Annotated in this window: 14 protein-coding genes and 1 tRNA gene; 6 read left to right on the forward strand and 9 right to left on the reverse strand. The window is 71.4% G+C overall.

Annotated features, from left to right (window positions below):
* Positions 1-41 precede the first annotated feature (41 nt).
* Complete coding sequence (locus OG357_RS06890; RefSeq protein ID WP_329620293.1) at positions 42-2,147, forward strand: MDR family MFS transporter; 2,106 nt, start codon at positions 42-44, stop codon at positions 2,145-2,147.
* A 107-nt stretch (positions 2,148-2,254) separates the two neighbouring features.
* Here the strand turns inward: OG357_RS06890 and OG357_RS06895 are convergent, their stop codons facing one another.
* Positions 2,255-2,704: a YchJ family protein gene (locus tag OG357_RS06895; RefSeq protein ID WP_329620294.1), complete on the reverse strand. Its 450-nt coding sequence runs from the start codon at positions 2,702-2,704 to the stop codon at positions 2,255-2,257.
* A 113-nt stretch (positions 2,705-2,817) separates the two neighbouring features.
* Here OG357_RS06895 and OG357_RS06900 point away from each other — a divergent pair, with 113 nt between their 5' ends.
* Positions 2,818-4,161: a 6-phospho-beta-glucosidase gene (locus OG357_RS06900; protein WP_329620295.1), complete on the forward strand. Its 1,344-nt coding sequence runs from the start codon at positions 2,818-2,820 to the stop codon at positions 4,159-4,161.
* A gap of 111 nt (positions 4,162-4,272) precedes the next feature.
* Positions 4,273-6,174: a M64 family metallopeptidase gene (locus OG357_RS06905; protein ID WP_329620296.1), complete on the forward strand. Its 1,902-nt coding sequence runs from the start codon at positions 4,273-4,275 to the stop codon at positions 6,172-6,174.
* A gap of 87 nt (positions 6,175-6,261) precedes the next feature.
* Here OG357_RS06905 and OG357_RS06910 read toward each other — a convergent pair whose 3' ends face one another.
* The 3 genes from OG357_RS06910 to OG357_RS06920 form a co-directional block, all read right to left on the reverse strand.
* A complete protein-coding gene (locus OG357_RS06910; RefSeq protein ID WP_329620297.1) occupies positions 6,262-7,068 on the reverse strand; it encodes an SAM-dependent methyltransferase in 807 nt (268 codons plus the stop codon).
* Between the two features lie 73 nt (positions 7,069-7,141).
* The gene (locus OG357_RS06915; RefSeq protein ID WP_055640502.1) at positions 7,142-7,378 is read right to left on the reverse strand and encodes a DUF397 domain-containing protein; all 237 of its coding nucleotides are present in this window, start codon (positions 7,376-7,378) and stop codon (positions 7,142-7,144) included.
* On the reverse strand, positions 7,379-8,251 hold the full coding sequence (locus OG357_RS06920) for a helix-turn-helix domain-containing protein (protein WP_329620298.1): 873 nt from the start codon (positions 8,249-8,251) through the stop codon (positions 7,379-7,381). It abuts the gene before it with no gap.
* 262 nt (positions 8,252-8,513) lie between these two features.
* Between OG357_RS06920 and OG357_RS06925 the strand changes: the two genes are divergently transcribed.
* From OG357_RS06925 to OG357_RS06935, 3 genes are read left to right on the forward strand one after another with little or no spacing between them, the layout of a single operon-like run.
* A complete protein-coding gene (locus tag OG357_RS06925) occupies positions 8,514-8,963 on the forward strand; it encodes an ATP-binding protein (RefSeq protein ID WP_329620299.1) in 450 nt (149 codons plus the stop codon).
* On the forward strand, positions 8,957-9,490 hold the full coding sequence (locus OG357_RS06930; RefSeq protein WP_443066637.1) for a hypothetical protein: 534 nt from the start codon (positions 8,957-8,959) through the stop codon (positions 9,488-9,490). Before OG357_RS06925 ends, OG357_RS06930 begins: the two co-directional genes overlap by 7 nt.
* A 34-nt stretch (positions 9,491-9,524) precedes the next feature.
* A complete protein-coding gene (locus OG357_RS06935; RefSeq protein WP_329620300.1) occupies positions 9,525-10,235 on the forward strand; it encodes a class I SAM-dependent methyltransferase in 711 nt (236 codons plus the stop codon).
* Positions 10,236-10,425: 190 nt separating this feature from the next.
* Here OG357_RS06935 and OG357_RS06940 read toward each other — a convergent pair whose 3' ends face one another.
* The 5 genes from OG357_RS06940 to eboE form a co-directional block, all read right to left on the reverse strand.
* Positions 10,426-10,794: a zinc ribbon domain-containing protein YjdM gene (locus OG357_RS06940; RefSeq protein ID WP_329620301.1), complete on the reverse strand. Its 369-nt coding sequence runs from the start codon at positions 10,792-10,794 to the stop codon at positions 10,426-10,428.
* A 107-nt stretch (positions 10,795-10,901) separates the two neighbouring features.
* A tRNA-Leu gene (locus OG357_RS06945) sits at positions 10,902-10,986 on the reverse strand.
* 223 nt (positions 10,987-11,209) lie between these two features.
* Positions 11,210-12,274, reverse strand: coding sequence for a sugar phosphate isomerase/epimerase family protein (locus tag OG357_RS06950; protein WP_329620302.1), 1,065 nt, complete (start codon positions 12,272-12,274; stop codon positions 11,210-11,212).
* Positions 12,275-12,332: 58 nt separating this feature from the next.
* Positions 12,333-13,721, reverse strand: a complete 1,389-nt coding sequence (locus OG357_RS06955) for a nucleotide pyrophosphatase/phosphodiesterase family protein (RefSeq protein ID WP_329620303.1) — start codon at positions 13,719-13,721, stop codon at positions 12,333-12,335.
* Positions 13,718-14,911: a metabolite traffic protein EboE gene (gene eboE, locus OG357_RS06960; protein WP_329620304.1), complete on the reverse strand. Its 1,194-nt coding sequence runs from the start codon at positions 14,909-14,911 to the stop codon at positions 13,718-13,720. The genes OG357_RS06955 and eboE overlap by 4 nt, the downstream gene beginning before the upstream one ends.

Genomic DNA, 14,911 nt, shown 5'->3' on the forward strand with positions numbered 1-14,911 from the left:
CCCCGCATGCACGAGGCCGGTGGCGGTGTGACGCTGCGAAGGTGACCACGACCAGCGACGCAGTGCCCGCGCCCCCGGCCGCCACGACCGAGCCACCCGTGCTCGACAAGCGCCGCCGCAACATCGTGTTCGGCACGATCATGCTGGGCGTCCTTCTCGCCGCCCTCGACCAGACGATCGTCGGCACCGCCCTGCCCACGATCGTCTCGGATCTCGGCGGCGCGGCCCATATGTCGTGGGTGGTCACGGCCTATCTGCTCGCCGAGACGGTCGCGACCGTCCTCGTCGGCAAGTTCGGCGACCTCTTCGGCCGCAAGGTGATCTTCCAGATCTCGGCGATCATCTTCATCACCGGCTCGTTCCTCTGCGGGCTCGCCACGAACATGACGCTGCTGATCGTCTGGCGCGGTCTCCAGGGCATCGGCGCCGGCGGCCTCATGGTCACCTCGATGGCGCTCATCGCCGATGTGATCCCACTGCGCGAACGCGGCAAGTACCAGGGCGCGATCGGGGCCGTGTTCGGTGTCTCCACCGTCATCGGCCCGCTTCTCGGCGGACTGTTCACCGACCATCTGAGCTGGCGCTGGGCGTTCTACGTCAATGTCCCCATCGCGATCCTGGTCGTGATCGCCGCCGCCCGCACGATCCCCTCCGTACGCTCCGCGAGCCGACCCGTCATCGACTACGCCGGCATCGCGTTCGTCGCCGCCAGCTCCAGCGCCCTGATCCTCGCGACGAGTTGGGGCGGCAACGAGTACGCGTGGACGTCCGGCGTCATCATCGGGTTGTTCGTCGGCGGCTTCCTGTCGCTCGCCCTGTTCTGCTGGGTGGAGACCCGGGCGGCCGAACCCATGCTGCCCATGCGGCTGTTCGCCAACCCGGTCTTCACCGTCTGCTCCGTGCTGAGCTTCGTCGTGGGCTTCGCCATGCTCGGCGCGATGACCTTCCTGCCGACCTATCTCCAGTACGTCGACGGGGACTCGGCGACCGTCTCCGGCATCCGTACCCTCCCCATGGTCGTCGGGCTGCTGATCGCCTCGATCTTCAGCGGCAACGTCGTCAGCAAGACGGGCCAGTACCGGATCTTCCCGATCGTCGGCTGTCTGGTGATGGGCATCGGGCTCTATCTCCTGTCACTCATGGGGCCGGAGACCGGCACCTGGCTGGAGTCGCTCTACATGTTCGTGCTCGGCGTCGGCATCGGCCTGTGCATGCAGGTCCTGACGATCGCCGTGCAGAACACCGTCGAGTACGCCGACCTCGGCACCGCGACCTCGGGCGTCACCTTCTTCCGTACGCTCGGCAGCGCCTTCGGCACGGCCGTCTTCGGCACCATCTACGTCAACGCCCTCACGCCCAACCTGACCGCGGGGGTCGCCGAGGCGGCGGCGATCGCCGGGAGCCTCGGCATCGACCCGGCCGGCCTGGAGCAGGCCGCGCAGAGCCCCGCCGGGGTGCACGGCCTGCCCGACGAGGTCGCGGAACCGATCGTGCACGCCTACGCGGACACCCTCCACACCGTCTTCCTGTGGACGGTGCCGGTCGCCGCGATCGGGTTCGTCGTGGCCCTCTTCCTCAAGCAGGTGACGCTCCGCGACTCGGCCCGTGCCGCCGCACCGGACATGGGCGAGGGCTTCGCCTCCCCCACCATGTCCGGCGACTCGGCGAAACTCCTCGAACTGTCCGTGGGCCGGATCCTGCGCCGCATCGACCTCGACACCGCCCGGAGGATCGTCGGCTCGTCCGATACCCGGCTCGACACGGCGGGAGCCTGGGCGGTGATGCAGGTCGAGCTCTTCACCCGGACGGTCGGGCACGCCAGCCTCGGCCTGATCGCGGCCGGGCGGCGGGTGCCGCCCGAGGTGCTCGTGCCGGTCTTCGACCGGATGGTCGACGAGGGCTTCCTCACCCGGGACGGCAACCTGTTCTCGCACACCCCGGCGGGCGAGCGCGAGGCGGGGGTGATCACCCGGGCCTGGGGCGACTGGCTCTCCGACCGGATCGAGCAGGAGCGCGGCCGGCCGAGCGGCCCCGAGCTGCGGGTGGCGACGGACGCCATCGCGAAGAAGGTCGTCGCCGAGGACCTGGCGAGCGGACTCCCGGCGGGGCGGTCGGGGGACGACCGCACGGTATCCGTGACGCGGTGACGCCGCCGCCCTGCCACGCGGTGACGCCGCCGTCCTGTCGCGCGGTGACGCCGCCGTCCTGTCGCGCGGTGGCCTCGCCGTCCTGTCGCGCGGTGGCCTCGCCGTCCCTAGTCGGTGACGTCGCCGTCCACGTACACCCAGGCACCCTCGTGGCGGGCGAAGCGGCTCCGCTCGCGCATCGCGCCGGGCTCGCCGCCGTGGACGTAGGCCGCCGCGAAGGTGACGGTGCCGTGCTGGTGGAAGGCGGTGCCGTCGGTGGTCTCCTGGATCTCCAGGCCGGTCCAGCGCAGTGCCGGGTCGAAGTCGACGTCGCCGGGGCGGGTCTCCGGTGCCCAGGTGCGCAGCAGGTACGCCTCGTCGCGGACGACGAAGGCGCTGTAGCGGGAGCGCATGAGCAGCTCCGCCGTCGGCGCCGTGCCCGCCGTTCCGCTGTGGAAACGGCCGCAGCACGCGCCGTACGCGGCATCGAGGCCGCAGGGGCAGGGGGAGTCCGCGGTGACGGCCCGGGCGGCGGCGGCCGCCGGGGACGTACGGGGACGGGTCTTGCGTCGGGACATGCCGCCATTCTCCCCCAGCGGCGCACGGGCCCCGCGCCCGGCATGTGGACGGCTCCGTGGACGCCCGCCCGTCGTCCCGCTGCCGGGCAGGTGCGCCCGAGTAGCGTACGGGCATGAAACTGACGATTCTCGGAGGCGGCGGATTCCGGGTGCCGCTGGTGTACGGCGCCCTCCTCGGCGACCACGGCCAGGGGCGGGTCACCCACGTCACCCTGTACGACCTCGACGAGGGCCGTCTCTCGGCCATCGCCAGGGTGCTCCTGGAGCAGGGCCAAGGGGTGCCGGACGCGCCCGTGGTGACAGCGACGTCCGACCTCGACGAGGCGCTTCGCGGGGCCGACTTCGTGTTCTCCGCGATCCGGGTCGGCGGCCTGGAGGGCAGGGCGGCGGACGAGCGGATCGCGCTCGCGGAGGGGGTGCTCGGCCAGGAGACCGTCGGGGCGGGCGGTATCGCGTACGGCCTGCGGACCGTGCCCGTCGCGGAGCGCATCGCCCGCAGGGTCTCCGAACTCGCCCCGGACGCCTGGGTCATCAACTTCACCAACCCCGCCGGGCTCGTGACGGAGGCCATGTCCCGGATCCTCGGCGACCGGGTCGTCGGCATCTGCGACTCGCCCGTGGGCCTGGGCCGTCGCGTCGCCCGCGTCCTCGGCGCGAACCCCGGCGAGGCGTGGATCGACTACGTGGGCCTCAACCACCTGGGCTGGCTGCGCGGTCTGCGGATCGGCGGCCGCGACGAACTCCCCCGCCTCCTCGCCGACGAGGAGGCGCTCGGCTCCTTCGAGGAGGGCAGGCTGTTCGGCCCGGAGTGGCTGCGCTCGCTCGGCGCCGTCCCCAACGAGTACCTGCACTACTACTACTTCAACCGCGAGGCCGTGCACGCCTATCGGACCGCCGAGCGCACCCGCGGCGCCTATCTGCGCGACCAACAGGCCGGTTTCTACGAGGAGATGGGCAAGCCCGACACGCCCGCCCTGGACACCTGGCACCGGACGCTCGCCGACCGTGAGGCCACCTACATGGCCGCCAACCGCGAGGCCGCCGGCATCGGCGAACGCGACGAGGAGGACCTGGAGTCGGGCGGTTACGAGAAGGTGGCGCTCGCCCTCATGAGGGCGGTCGCGCGCGATGAGCGGACCACGCTGATCCTCAACGTGCGCAACGGCTCCACGCTCGCCGCGCTCGACGCGGACGCCGTGATCGAGGTCCCCTGCTTCGTGGATGCGAACGGCGCCCATCCGGTGTCGGTGGCCCCGCTGCCGTACCACGCCGTGGGTCTCGTGACAGCCGTGAAGGCGGTGGAGCGGGAGGTGCTCGCCGCGGTGGAAAGCGGCTCGCGGGCGACGGCGGTCAAGGCGTTCGCGCTGCATCCGCTGGTCGACTCGGTGTCGGTGGCCCGGCGCCTGGTGGAGAACTACACGGCGGAGCACGCCGGTCTGGCCTATCTGCGGCACTGAGCATGGCCGACCGGCACTGAACCGACGGGGAGCGTTCACGGATCCGTCGTGATGCAGTGCGGCTGGCGAACATCTTTACGGGATCGGGGGCGCGGCCTAGGCTCGCGCCCCATGACCTCACAGCGTCGCAAGGGAGCACGGAGAGGCCTGGCCCGCCTCGTCGCGGTCTGTCTGCTGGCCGTCGGACTCGTGGGCACGGGACCGGCGGCCGCCGAGACCCCGACGACGGCCGGTGGTCCGGTCGTCGTCCCCGTCCAGACGACCGGACCCGCGGACCGGCGGTTCAACCTGGTGTTCATGGGCGACGGCTACACGGCCGCGGAGATGCCGGCCTTCCGGGCCGACCTCGAACGGCATCTGAACACGTTGTGGAGCATCGAGCCCTTCGCCTCGTACCGCTCGTACGTCAACGTGTGGGCGGTGGAGGCCCCTTCGGCCGAGTCAGGGGTGGACTGCGACCCGGGCCTGGCGGCCCCCGCCCGCGACACCGCGCTCGACATGGGCTTCTGGGGCGGCTGCAACCCGGACAGCGTGCAGCGACTGCTCACCGTCGACAGCGCGAAGGCAGGCGCGCTCGCCGATCTCGTCCCCGGCACGAGCCGCGCCAATCGGCAGATCGTCGCCCTCGCCCACAGCTCCACCTACGGCGGCGCGGGCGGGAGTTACGCCACGGCGTCCGGCGGCAACGCCCTGTCCTCCCTCATCACCCCGCACGAGATAGGCCACTCGCTCGGCGGCCTCCAGGACGAGTACGACTACTACGCACGCGGCGTGCCGGGCGAGACCTACTCGGGACCGGAGCCCGGCTCCACGCATCACACCCTTCTGACGGAAGATCAGATGCGGGAGCAGCGCGCCAAGTGGTGGCGCTGGCTCGGCGAGGAGAGCGAGTCGGGCGGGGTCATCGGCCGCCACGAGGGCGGCCTGTACAGCACGAAGGGCGTCTGGCGGCCCAGCCGGCACTCCCTGATGAAGACCCTCGGCTACGCCTTCGACCAGGTGGAGCGCGAGGTGATGGTCCGGGCGATCTCCGCGAAGGTCAACCTGATCCAGGACCACACACCGAACACCACGCCGCTCGGCGCGGACCGGACCGTATGGGTGGACACCCTGCACCCGGTCGGCGGTGAACTCGCCGTGACCTGGCGGCTGGACGGGCACGCGCTCACCACCCGCGGTGCGCGCACGATCGACCTGCGGAGGCTGGGCCTCTCCCCCGGCACGCACACCCTCACGGCGACGGTCACCGACCCGACGCCCTTCGTGCGCGACCCGGCGGTCCGCGCTTCCACGGCGCTCACCCGCACGGTCGGCTGGACCGTGGACACCTCGCTCACCACGCGGGAGGCGCCGGTGGCGGCCGCGTTCACCGGTCACACCCCCACCAGGGACCCGGTCGGCGCCCGAACGGTCGTCCACGCGGACACCACGCACCCGACGGACCGCACTCCCGCCGTGCAGTGGCGCCTGGACGGCCGCCCCGTCCACCCGGCCGGCAGCAAGGGCCGCAACGACCGTGACCTGGACCTGGGTTCACTGAACCTCACACCCGGTACGCACCGGCTGACGGCCCGCATCCCGGGCACGGACGAGGAGTTGCGCTGGACGATCGACGCCCGTCCGGCCTCGTCCTCGTACGAACTGTCCGCGCCACTGCGCACCGTGCGGCGTCCCGGCCTCCCCGTCGAGTACGTCTACGACGGGCCGTTCACGATGCGACTGACCGCGCGCGACGACCAGGACGGCGCCGTGGTGAGCCAGTTCCGGGTCGACGGCGACGGCTGGTACACGTACTACGGCTGGCCGACGGACGCCGACGCGCCCTTCCGCTTCTCGCCGAGCGGCACCGTGATCGACGATCTCGTGTACGGGAAGCTCGGCCGGAGCCGGGCGGTGCCGTGGGACGACGCCACCCCGGACTACGGCACGCACACGGTCGAGTACCGCACGATCGACGCGGCCGGGAACGTGAGCCGGGCCCGGAGCTTCCGCGTCACGCTGCTCGCCCCCTGACCGCCCTCAGCCGGACACCAGGACGCAAGCGGAGGCCCGCGGACTCTCGGTCCGCGGGCCTCCGCGCCGCGCTGTTCCGGTATCTCGTCAGGGCTTGCGGGCCACGGCGGCCCACCCCGGGATCGGGTCGTCTCCCTGGACCGGGACGGGCTCGCCCAGCTCCGGGTGCCATTCGGCGGTGAGCGAGACACCCGGCTCGACGAGCTCCAGGCCCTCGAAGAACGCGGCGAGTTCGTCGCGCGAGCGGGGCCGCAGGGTCAGGCCGCGCGCCTTGTACATGGCGCTCGCCTTCGCCGCGCCCTCCGGGTCGAAGTCCCCGGTGACGTGGGAGAGGACGACGTAGCTGCCCGGGGCGAGCTTGTCGACGAGCTTGGCGACCAGGTCGTAGGCCCCGTCCTCGTCCCCGACGAAGTGCAGCAGGGCGAGCATCGACAGAGCGATGGGCTTGTCGAAATCAAGGACCTTTCCGGCCCTTTCGAGGATGATCTCGGGCTCGCGGGCGTCCGCCTGGATGTACTCGGTGGCCCCTTCCGGGGTCGAGCGCAGCAGGGCGGCCGCGTGCGCGAGCACGATCGGGTCGTAGTCGCAGTAGACGATGCGGGACTCCGGCGCGGCCCCCTGCGCGATCTGGTGCAGGTTGGGCTCGGTCGGGATGCCCGTACCGACGTCCAGGTACTGCCGGACGCCGTGGGCGCTGAGCCAGCGGATGGCGCGGTGCATGAAGGCCCGGTTGACGCGGGCCATGTCCCGGCCCCGGGCGTCGACGGTGAGCAGCTGCTTCGCCATGGCCTCGTCGACCGGGTAGTTGTCCTTGCCGCCCAGGAACCAGTCGTACATGCGCGCCGGATGCGGCTTGCTGGTGTCGATCCGTACGGATGCGGGGTCCTGGGTCATCGGCTCTCCTGGTCGGGACGAACGAGTGGCACTTCAGCAAGAGTTACGCGACGGAGCGGGCGAGGCGGAAGGGTCAGGTGAGCAGAAAGTCAGCCTGACCGGATTTGGCCCCCTGGATGAAAGCGGCGATCTCCCCGTGGGTGTAGATGAGCGCGGGTCCTTCAGGGTCTGCGGACTGTCGCACGGCGACTCTGCCGTCGGCCAGCTTCATGGCCTCCACGCAGTTGCCCCCGTTCCCGCCGCTCCAGGGCTTGTGCCAGCCGTCGGCACCGAGCTCAGCGGCGGGCATGCCGTTGTATATGCGATCCATTCACAGCTCCTTGCGGAGATCCCGGAGGATCTCCTTCGTGCGTTGTGCAGTCGCGGCCTGAGCCGCCATGCGGTCCATGACCTCCAGGTGGGATGCCACCTCGGGGCGCGCGTCGAGGTAGACGGCGCCGGTCAGGTACTCGCTGTAGACCATGTCGGGGAGTTCGGGCATGGCGAAGCGGAAGAGGACGAACGGTCCGTAGGTGCCGGGGTGGTGGCCGGACGCGAACTCCGCGATCTGCAGGGTGACGTTCGGCAACTCGGACGCTTCGAGCAGCCGGTCCAGCTGGTCGCGCATCACTTCGGGCCCGTCACCGACCGGTCGGCGGAACACCGTCTCGTCCATGATCACCCAGAACTTCGGGGCGTCCTCCCGCGTCAGCAGGGACTGGCGCTCCATCCGTAGGGCTACATGACGCTCGGCGTCCTCGTCATTGCCGGCATCGCTGGCGCCGACCGCCCCGCTGCGCAGAATGGCTCGGGCGTAGGCCTCGGTCTGCAGGAGACCGGGGATGAACTGGGGTTCGTACGCCCGGATCAGGCTGGCCGCCCCCTCCAGGCTCACGTACATGGAGAACCAGCCGGGCAGCACGTCGTGGAACCGCTGCCACCAGCCCGGGAGGTTGGCCTCCTCCGTGAGGGCGACGAACCCCTCCGCCTCGGCCTCCGTGATCCCGTACTCCTTCAGCAGGAGTTGTACGTACGGAACCTTCAGTGCGACCTCGGCCGTCTCCATGCGCCGGACGGTGGCCGGGGCCACCCGGAGGATCTTGGCGGCCTCTTCCCTCTTCAGGCCGGCGCGCTCCCGCAGATCCTGCAGACGCCGGCCGAGAACGACCTGTCCCACCGTGGGGGCGGACCGCGGCTCGCTCACTCTCAGACCTCCCCGACGCACTGTTTCGACGAGTGTGCCACGAAGCCGGGCCAGAGAGAACACGGCACTCTGCAATTTTCAGAGTGCCACTTGCCAAGTGTCCGAGTCAGGAGGACAGTGTTCCGGTGAACCAGTACACGCTGCCGTCGTGCGCCACCGCGCCACGGGGGCAGCGCCGTACGGCAGTCCTGCCCACTGTTGTGAGGAACCGGTCGTGGCTTCTGGTAACGCGCAGCCTTCAGGTCTCATGAGCCCTCGAGTCATGGCCCAGCGCCCGGAACCCCTGACCGATACCGGTATCCGCACCGACGACGTACGCCGCTTCGCGTTCGAGCTCCCCGCCCTGACCGCCTCGGTGGCGCGGGCCCGCCGCCTCGCGGAGGAGCGGCTCATTCTGTGGGGCTGCGGCCCCGGCATACGCGACACGGTCGCCCTGGTCGTCTCCGAACTCGTCACCAACGCCGTCGTCCACACCGCGAGCAACCGGGTGATCTGCGAACTCCGCGAGGGCGAGGACACCTTGCGCATAGCGGTACGCGACGAGGGCGGGCCTGCGGGGCCGCGGATGCGCGACTGCGGCGAGGACGAACGCGGCCGCGGACTCCTCATAGTCGACGCGCTGTGCACCGCCTGGGGCGCCGACCGCACCGGGCACGGCACGGCGCAGATCGTCTGGGCGGAGCTCGCCCACGGCATGGGGGAACCGTGCTGAGGTCGGTGGCCACCCTCCTGATCCCCCGGTCGGCCCGCAGGCCCCCGGAGAACCCGACCGTCCCGCGCCAGGGCGGCGCCTCGGAGCCCAGGGGACCGCACGGCAGGACACTCGGCTCCACGTCGCCCGGCTCCGGCACCCTCGACTCCCCGGAACTCGGCGCGACCCGCCTGACCGTCCCCGCCGGCCTGTACACGGGCCTCGGCTGCGACGCCGTCGGCGTCCCGGCCCGCTTCGGCTTCAAGATCCTCTCCCGCCTCCCCGCCAAGGGCTGCGTCTACGCCGACACCGACTGGTGGTGGTGGCTCGTCCCGGCCGGCTCCGACCTGGACCTGACCTGGCCGCTGCCCGCCTGCTACGCACCGGGCGCCGAGGTCCCGGACCGCGGCCCCCGCCTCGTCCACCACCCCGACGGCACCTCCCCCTACACACCGCCGATCCCCCTGTACCTGCTCGCCTGCCAGCTGACGGGAATCGCCCCGGCCTGGTCCGTGCCCCCGGCGCCCCCCGTACGCAGTGCGCTCTGACGCTCAGGGGCGATGACCGCATAGGCTCGGAACCATGTTCACCCCGCAGGGCCCCAGCCTCCGCGAGCTGACCGTCCAGGCCCTCTCCTCGGTCGAGCACGGTTACGACCTGCTCGCGAACAAGTTCGACGCGACTCCTTTCCGCACCTCCGACCGCCTCCTGAGCGCAGTGGCCGACACCCTGGAGGAGCTCGGCCCCTTCGACTCGGGGCTCGACGTCTGCTGCGGCACCGGCGCCGGACTCGGCGTCCTCCGCTCCGTGTGCGCGGGCCGCGTCACGGGCGTCGACTTCAGTACGGGCATGCTGACCCGGGCCCGCCGCGCCCACCCCACGGCCACCCTGGTCCGCTCGGACGCCCTGGCCCTGCCGTTCGCCCCGGTCTTCGACCTGGCCGTCAGCTTCGGCGCCTTCGGCCACTTCGTCCCGGACGACCAGCGCACCCTCTTCACCCAGGTCCACGCCTCACTCCGCCCCGGCGGCACCTTCTCCTTCCCCCTCCCGGCCCCACCCCGGGTCGGCTCGCGCCTCTACTGGACGCTGTGGGGCTTCGACGCCACGATGCGCGTCCGGAACGCCCTGTGGCGCCCGAGGTTCGTCATGTACTACCGCACCTTCCGCCTCGCGGACGTCCGCACCCGCCTGGAAGAAGCAGGCTTCGAGGTCTCCCTGATCCCGATCGAGCCCCTGGGCAGACGAGAGGACGACAGCCCCCACTGCCGCCTGGTGGTGGCCCGGAAGCGATAACCGCCACCGGGGTCGCCCGGCCTGTCAGGGGATCGCTCCACCCCAGAAGGGGTGGGGGTGGTCTCCTGGAAGGAGATGTCCGCGGGGCGGACGGTGTGGGCGCTTCCGTGGCGTCACCCCGCCCGCCCCTTTCGAAGGCACCCGCCCGGTCCCCCGCATACCGAGCCGTCGCCGCCGCGACGGCCTGGCTTCAGGCCTTCTTGACCACGCTGGACTTGAGCTGCATCGCGCCGAAGCCGTCGATCCTGCAGTCGATGTCATGGCCGTCGACGCCGTCGACCAGGCGGATGTTGCGTACCTTGGTGCCCGCCTTGATGCCCGACGGGTTGCCCTTGACCTTGAGAGCCTTCACGACGGTCACCGTGTCGCCGTCGGTGAGCACGTTGCCGACGGCGTCCTTGATCACGCGCTCGCCGGCCGCGTCCGTACCGTCACCGTCCGTCGCGCCGTCGGTGGCCGGAACCCACTCGTGGCCGCACTCCGGGCACACCACCAGGTTGTTCATCTCGTACGTGTACTCGCTGGAGCACTGGGGACACGGGGGAAGGTTCTCGATCACTCCCCCAGGATAGGCGCCGGGCGCCATCGGGCGTCCCGGCCGCTCGCCCGGCCTGTGGAAAACGAGAAGTGCCGGTCGATTCGAGATCGACCGGCATTTCTCTTCGGTGTCCGAGGGGGGACTTGAACCCCCACGCCCGATAAAGGGCACTAGCACCTCAAGCTAGCGCGTCTGCCATTCCGCCACCCGGACAAGGTGTCTGTCGCTTCGGGGTTTCCCTCGCGGCGACAGAGATAACTCTACCAGGGGTTTGGGGTGCCCTTCACCAGGGTTTTCCGTGGTCAGCGGCGTGGAGCAGTCGGAATCTCCATGATCCAGACCGGACTGCCCGGTGGTGTGCACAGTGTGTGTTCAGCGATGTACAAGGGGTGGGCGGGCGGCCTCGGGCCCCCCTGTGAGGGGCCCGAGGGGTGGGTCAGCGGCCCTTCTCGCGCAGGGAGTGGAGGTGGGCACTGGACCTGCGGGCGAAGTCGAGCGAGTCGACCGGGTTGTCGCGCTCGGCCTGCCAGTGGTGGGCGTGCCTGCCGTGGTGGGTGCGGTTGACCGCCGAGATGAAGCGCCGGTAGTCGATGTCCCCGTCCCCGACGTCGGTCATGCGGTAACCGTAGGGAACGGCGGAGTCGTCGCGGTCGCCGTCCTTGACGTGGAACAGCGGGTAGCGGTGTGGCTGGGCAAGGACGTAGTCGAGCGGGTCGAAGGGGGCGGGGGTGCCGTCCGGACGCGTCGAGTAGCGGTACTGGCCCACGTACGCCCAGAAGACGTCCATCTCCAGGTGGACGAGGTCCGGGTCGGTCTCGGCGAGGAGGACGTCGTAGAGCCGCACGTCGGGGCGGTCGGTGGCGAAGGAGAACTCCTCTGAGTGGTTGTGCTGGTAGAACTTCATGCCGCGCTTCCGTGCCGCGGCGCCGTACCGGTTGAACTCCTCTGCGCAGCGCTTCCAGCCGTCGACGGTGGCGCCGTAGCGCCAGGGGCCGGACGCGGTGCCGATGTGGGGCAGGCCGAGGGCTGCCGCGTCGTCGAGGACCCGGTCGAGGTTCTGGGCGAAGGTGTAGGCGCCGGGGTCGCTCGCGTAGTAGCCGACGTGGCTTCCGATGCCGCGCAGCCCGTGGTCACGGGTGAGGCGCTTGAGTTGGGCGAGTGTGAGGGGGCCGCCGGTGCCCTGGGTGTAGCCGGCGTACTCGACCTCGTCGTAGCCGAACCTCTGGAGCTCGGCGAAGACCGCGGCGAATCCGAGGGCGGCGATCTTGTCGCGCAGCGAGTAGAGCTGGATGCCGAGGCGGCCGGGAGGCAGAACCGGCCTGCCGTGGCCCTTGCCCTGGGGTTCGGCGGCAGGGGCCGCGGGGGTGGCCGCGGCGGGGGTGGCTGCCGCGCCCAGCAGGGCGGCGGCGGTCGCGCCGGCGGCGACGCCGAGCATGTTGCGCCTGCTGAGCCGGTGGGTGAGCTCGGGGTCGGCGGCTTCCGTACGGCGGCTGAGATTCATCTGTGGACAACTCCTCGGGTGTCGGTGGCGGCTGCTTCACTGGATTCAGGTCGGCTCCTCACGCGAGTCCGGCCAGTCGGAGCAGCAGGGACTTCACATCGGTGGCCGCGACGCGGCCGCTTACGGCGCGGGGGGTGGAGCACAGAATGAGCGGACCTTCGTCATCGCTCGTGGGGAGGCGGCCATGGCTGCCGCGAATAGGTGAGGGGTCGAGGGGCACCACCGCGAGCCGGTAGCGCATGCCGAGCTTCTTGCGGGCGACCTCCCTGGCCGCCTTGAGCCGTACGTACGGATCGAGCGGGTCCATGAAGAGTTCGGCGGGGTCGTAGCCGGGCTTGCGGTGGATCTCGACGAGCCGGGCGAAGTCGGGCGCGCGGGCGTCGTCGAGCCAGTAGTAGTACGTGAACCAGGCGTCGGGCTCGGCGAGGGCGACGAGTTCGCCGGAGCGCGGGTGGTCGAGGCCGTGTTCCTTCTTCCCCTCGTCGTCGAGGAGCGATTCGACGCCGGGAAGGTCCAGGAGGACGTCCCGGACCGTGGGCAGGTCCTCGGGGCGGCGGACGTAGACGTGCGCGATCTGGTGGTCGGCGACGGCGAACGCACGGGAGGTCATGGGGTCCAGGTACTCCATGCCGTCCTGGGTGTGGACCTCCAGGAGCCCGGCGCGGCGCAGGGCGCGATTGATGTCGACGGGCCTGTTCACCCGGGTGATGCCGTACTCGGAGAGGGCGACGACCGTGCGTCCTTCGGCGCGGGCGTCGGCGAGGAGCGGGGCGAGGGCGGTGTCGAGGGCCGCGGCGGCCCGGAAGGAGCGCGGGTCGTCGGGGCCGTAGCGCTGGAGGTCGTAGTCGAGGTGCGGGAGGTAGCAGAGAGCGAGGTCGGGGCGGCGGGTGCGGAGGATGTGGCGGGTGGCGTCGATGATCCACCGGCTGGAGACGAGGTCGGCGCCCGGACCCCAGAAGTGGAAGAGGGGGAAGGTGCCCAGTTCCTCGGTGAGTTCGTCGTGGAGGGCCGGGGGCCGGGTGTAGCAGTCGGGTTCCTTGCGGCCGTCGGCGTAGTAGACGGGGCGGGGGGTGACGGTGATGTCGGTGTCGGCACCCATGGCGTACCACCAGCAGATGTTGGCGACGGTGTAGTCGGGGTGGGCGCGGCGGGCCGCGTCCCAGAGGCGGTCGCCGGAGACGAGGCCGTTGTGCTGGCGCCAGAGCAGGACGTCGCCGAGTTCGCGGAAGTACCAGCCGTTGCCGACGATGCCGTGTTCGGCGGGGAGGGTGCCGGTGAGGAAGGTGGTCTGGGCGGTGCAGGTGACGGCGGGCAGGACGGTGGAGAGCGGCGCCTGGGAACCGGCCCGGGCGAGGGCGGCGAGGTGGGGCATGTGGTGGAGGAGCCGTGGGGTGAGGCCGACGACGTCGAGCACCAGGAGGGGGGTGGGGTCAGTGGAGTGGCTCACGGCAGTTCCTTGAGGCCGAGGTCGGTCAGCAGGTCGCGGGCCAGGGTCAGTTCGGCGGCGATGCCGTCCGCGAGCCGGGCGCGGGTACGGGGGCGACGGTCGGCAGGGAGGGCCTGCCAGGTGTAGGTCTCGACCTCCAGGTGACGGGTGAGCGGGTGGGGTCCGCCGACGAGGAGGCCGAGGGTCTCCTGGAGGACGGGAAGCGTGGAGTCGAGCGGAGGGGCGGGTGGGGCGTGGAGGGGGACGTGGAAGTGGGCGCGCCAGGGCGTCGCGTCGGGAAGGCCGGCGCCGGGGCCGGGGCCCGCGCCGGGGGTGGCGAGGGCTTCGGGGAGGTCGTCGGTGCCCCGCAGGCCGGCGGCGGTCCTCGTACGGGTCTGGTGGAGGAAGCGGGGTTCGGCGAAGGCACCGAGCGCGGCCCTGACCTCGGGGAGGTGCGGGTGTTCGGCGTGGAGCGCGGCGGAGAGCTGCGCCTTGGGGACGGCGATTCCGGCGGCGGTGAGCGCGTCGAGGGCGGTGCGTGGGTCTTCGAAGGAGGTCGCGAGGTGGCAGGTGTCGAGGCAGACGCCGATGCGGGCGCGCGGTACGCCGCTGAGCGCGGCGACGGCGTCGGCGACCGTTTCGACGGTGCAGCCGGGTTCCGGTTCGAGGCCGATCCGGATGCTTCGTCCGGTGAGCTCCTCGAGTGCGTCGAGGCGGGTGGCGAGCGTGGCCAGGGCGGTGCGGGCGGTGGCGGCCGCGCGGGTGCCGAAGGGGGTGCGCCAGGCGAGGGGCAGGGTGGAGACGGATCCCTCGCTGACGTCCTCGGGGAGGAGCGCGGCGAGGAGCCGGGCCAGGTCGGTGGTGTGGGCGAGGCGTTCGGGACGGGTCCAGTCGGGCTGGTAGACCCGGTGCTTGACCTCGTCGGCGCCGAAGCCCTCGTAGGGGAAGCCGTTCAGGGTGACCACTTCGAGGCCGCGGCGGTCGAGTTCGGCGCGCAGGGCGCGGAGCGAGGCCGGGTCGGTGGTCAGGGTGTGGGCGGCGGCGCGTGCGAGCCAGAGGCCGATGCCGAGACGATCGCGGCCGAGGCGGCGGCGGACGGGCTCGCAGTGGTCGCGGAGCTGGGCGAGGACGCCGTCGAGGGTCTCGGCCGGGTGGACGTTGGTGCAGTACGCGAGGTGGACGGTGGAGCCGTCGGGGTGCCGGAAGCGCAT

Origin of the sequence: Streptomyces sp. NBC_01255, assembly GCF_036226445.1 — a bacterium.
In the GTDB taxonomy this organism is placed as follows: Bacteria; Actinomycetota; Actinomycetes; order Streptomycetales; family Streptomycetaceae; genus Streptomyces.

Coding starts and splice junctions, on each gene's coding strand:
- OG357_RS06895 (WP_329620294.1), bottom strand. CDS start 2,704: ATGTCCCGACGCAAGACCCGTCCCCGTACGTCCCCGGCGGCCGCCGCC.
- OG357_RS06900 (WP_329620295.1), top strand. CDS start 2,818: ATGAAACTGACGATTCTCGGAGGCGGCGGATTCCGGGTGCCGCTGGTG.
- OG357_RS06905 (WP_329620296.1), top strand. CDS start 4,273: ATGACCTCACAGCGTCGCAAGGGAGCACGGAGAGGCCTGGCCCGCCTC.
- OG357_RS06910 (WP_329620297.1), bottom strand. CDS start 7,068: ATGACCCAGGACCCCGCATCCGTACGGATCGACACCAGCAAGCCGCAT.
- OG357_RS06915 (WP_055640502.1), bottom strand. CDS start 7,378: ATGGATCGCATATACAACGGCATGCCCGCCGCTGAGCTCGGTGCCGAC.
- OG357_RS06925 (WP_329620299.1), top strand. CDS start 8,514: ATGGCCCAGCGCCCGGAACCCCTGACCGATACCGGTATCCGCACCGAC.
- OG357_RS06935 (WP_329620300.1), top strand. CDS start 9,525: ATGTTCACCCCGCAGGGCCCCAGCCTCCGCGAGCTGACCGTCCAGGCC.
- OG357_RS06950 (WP_329620302.1), bottom strand. CDS start 12,274: ATGAATCTCAGCCGCCGTACGGAAGCCGCCGACCCCGAGCTCACCCAC.
- eboE (WP_329620304.1), bottom strand. CDS start 14,911: ATGCGCTTCCGGCACCCCGACGGCTCCACCGTCCACCTCGCGTACTGC.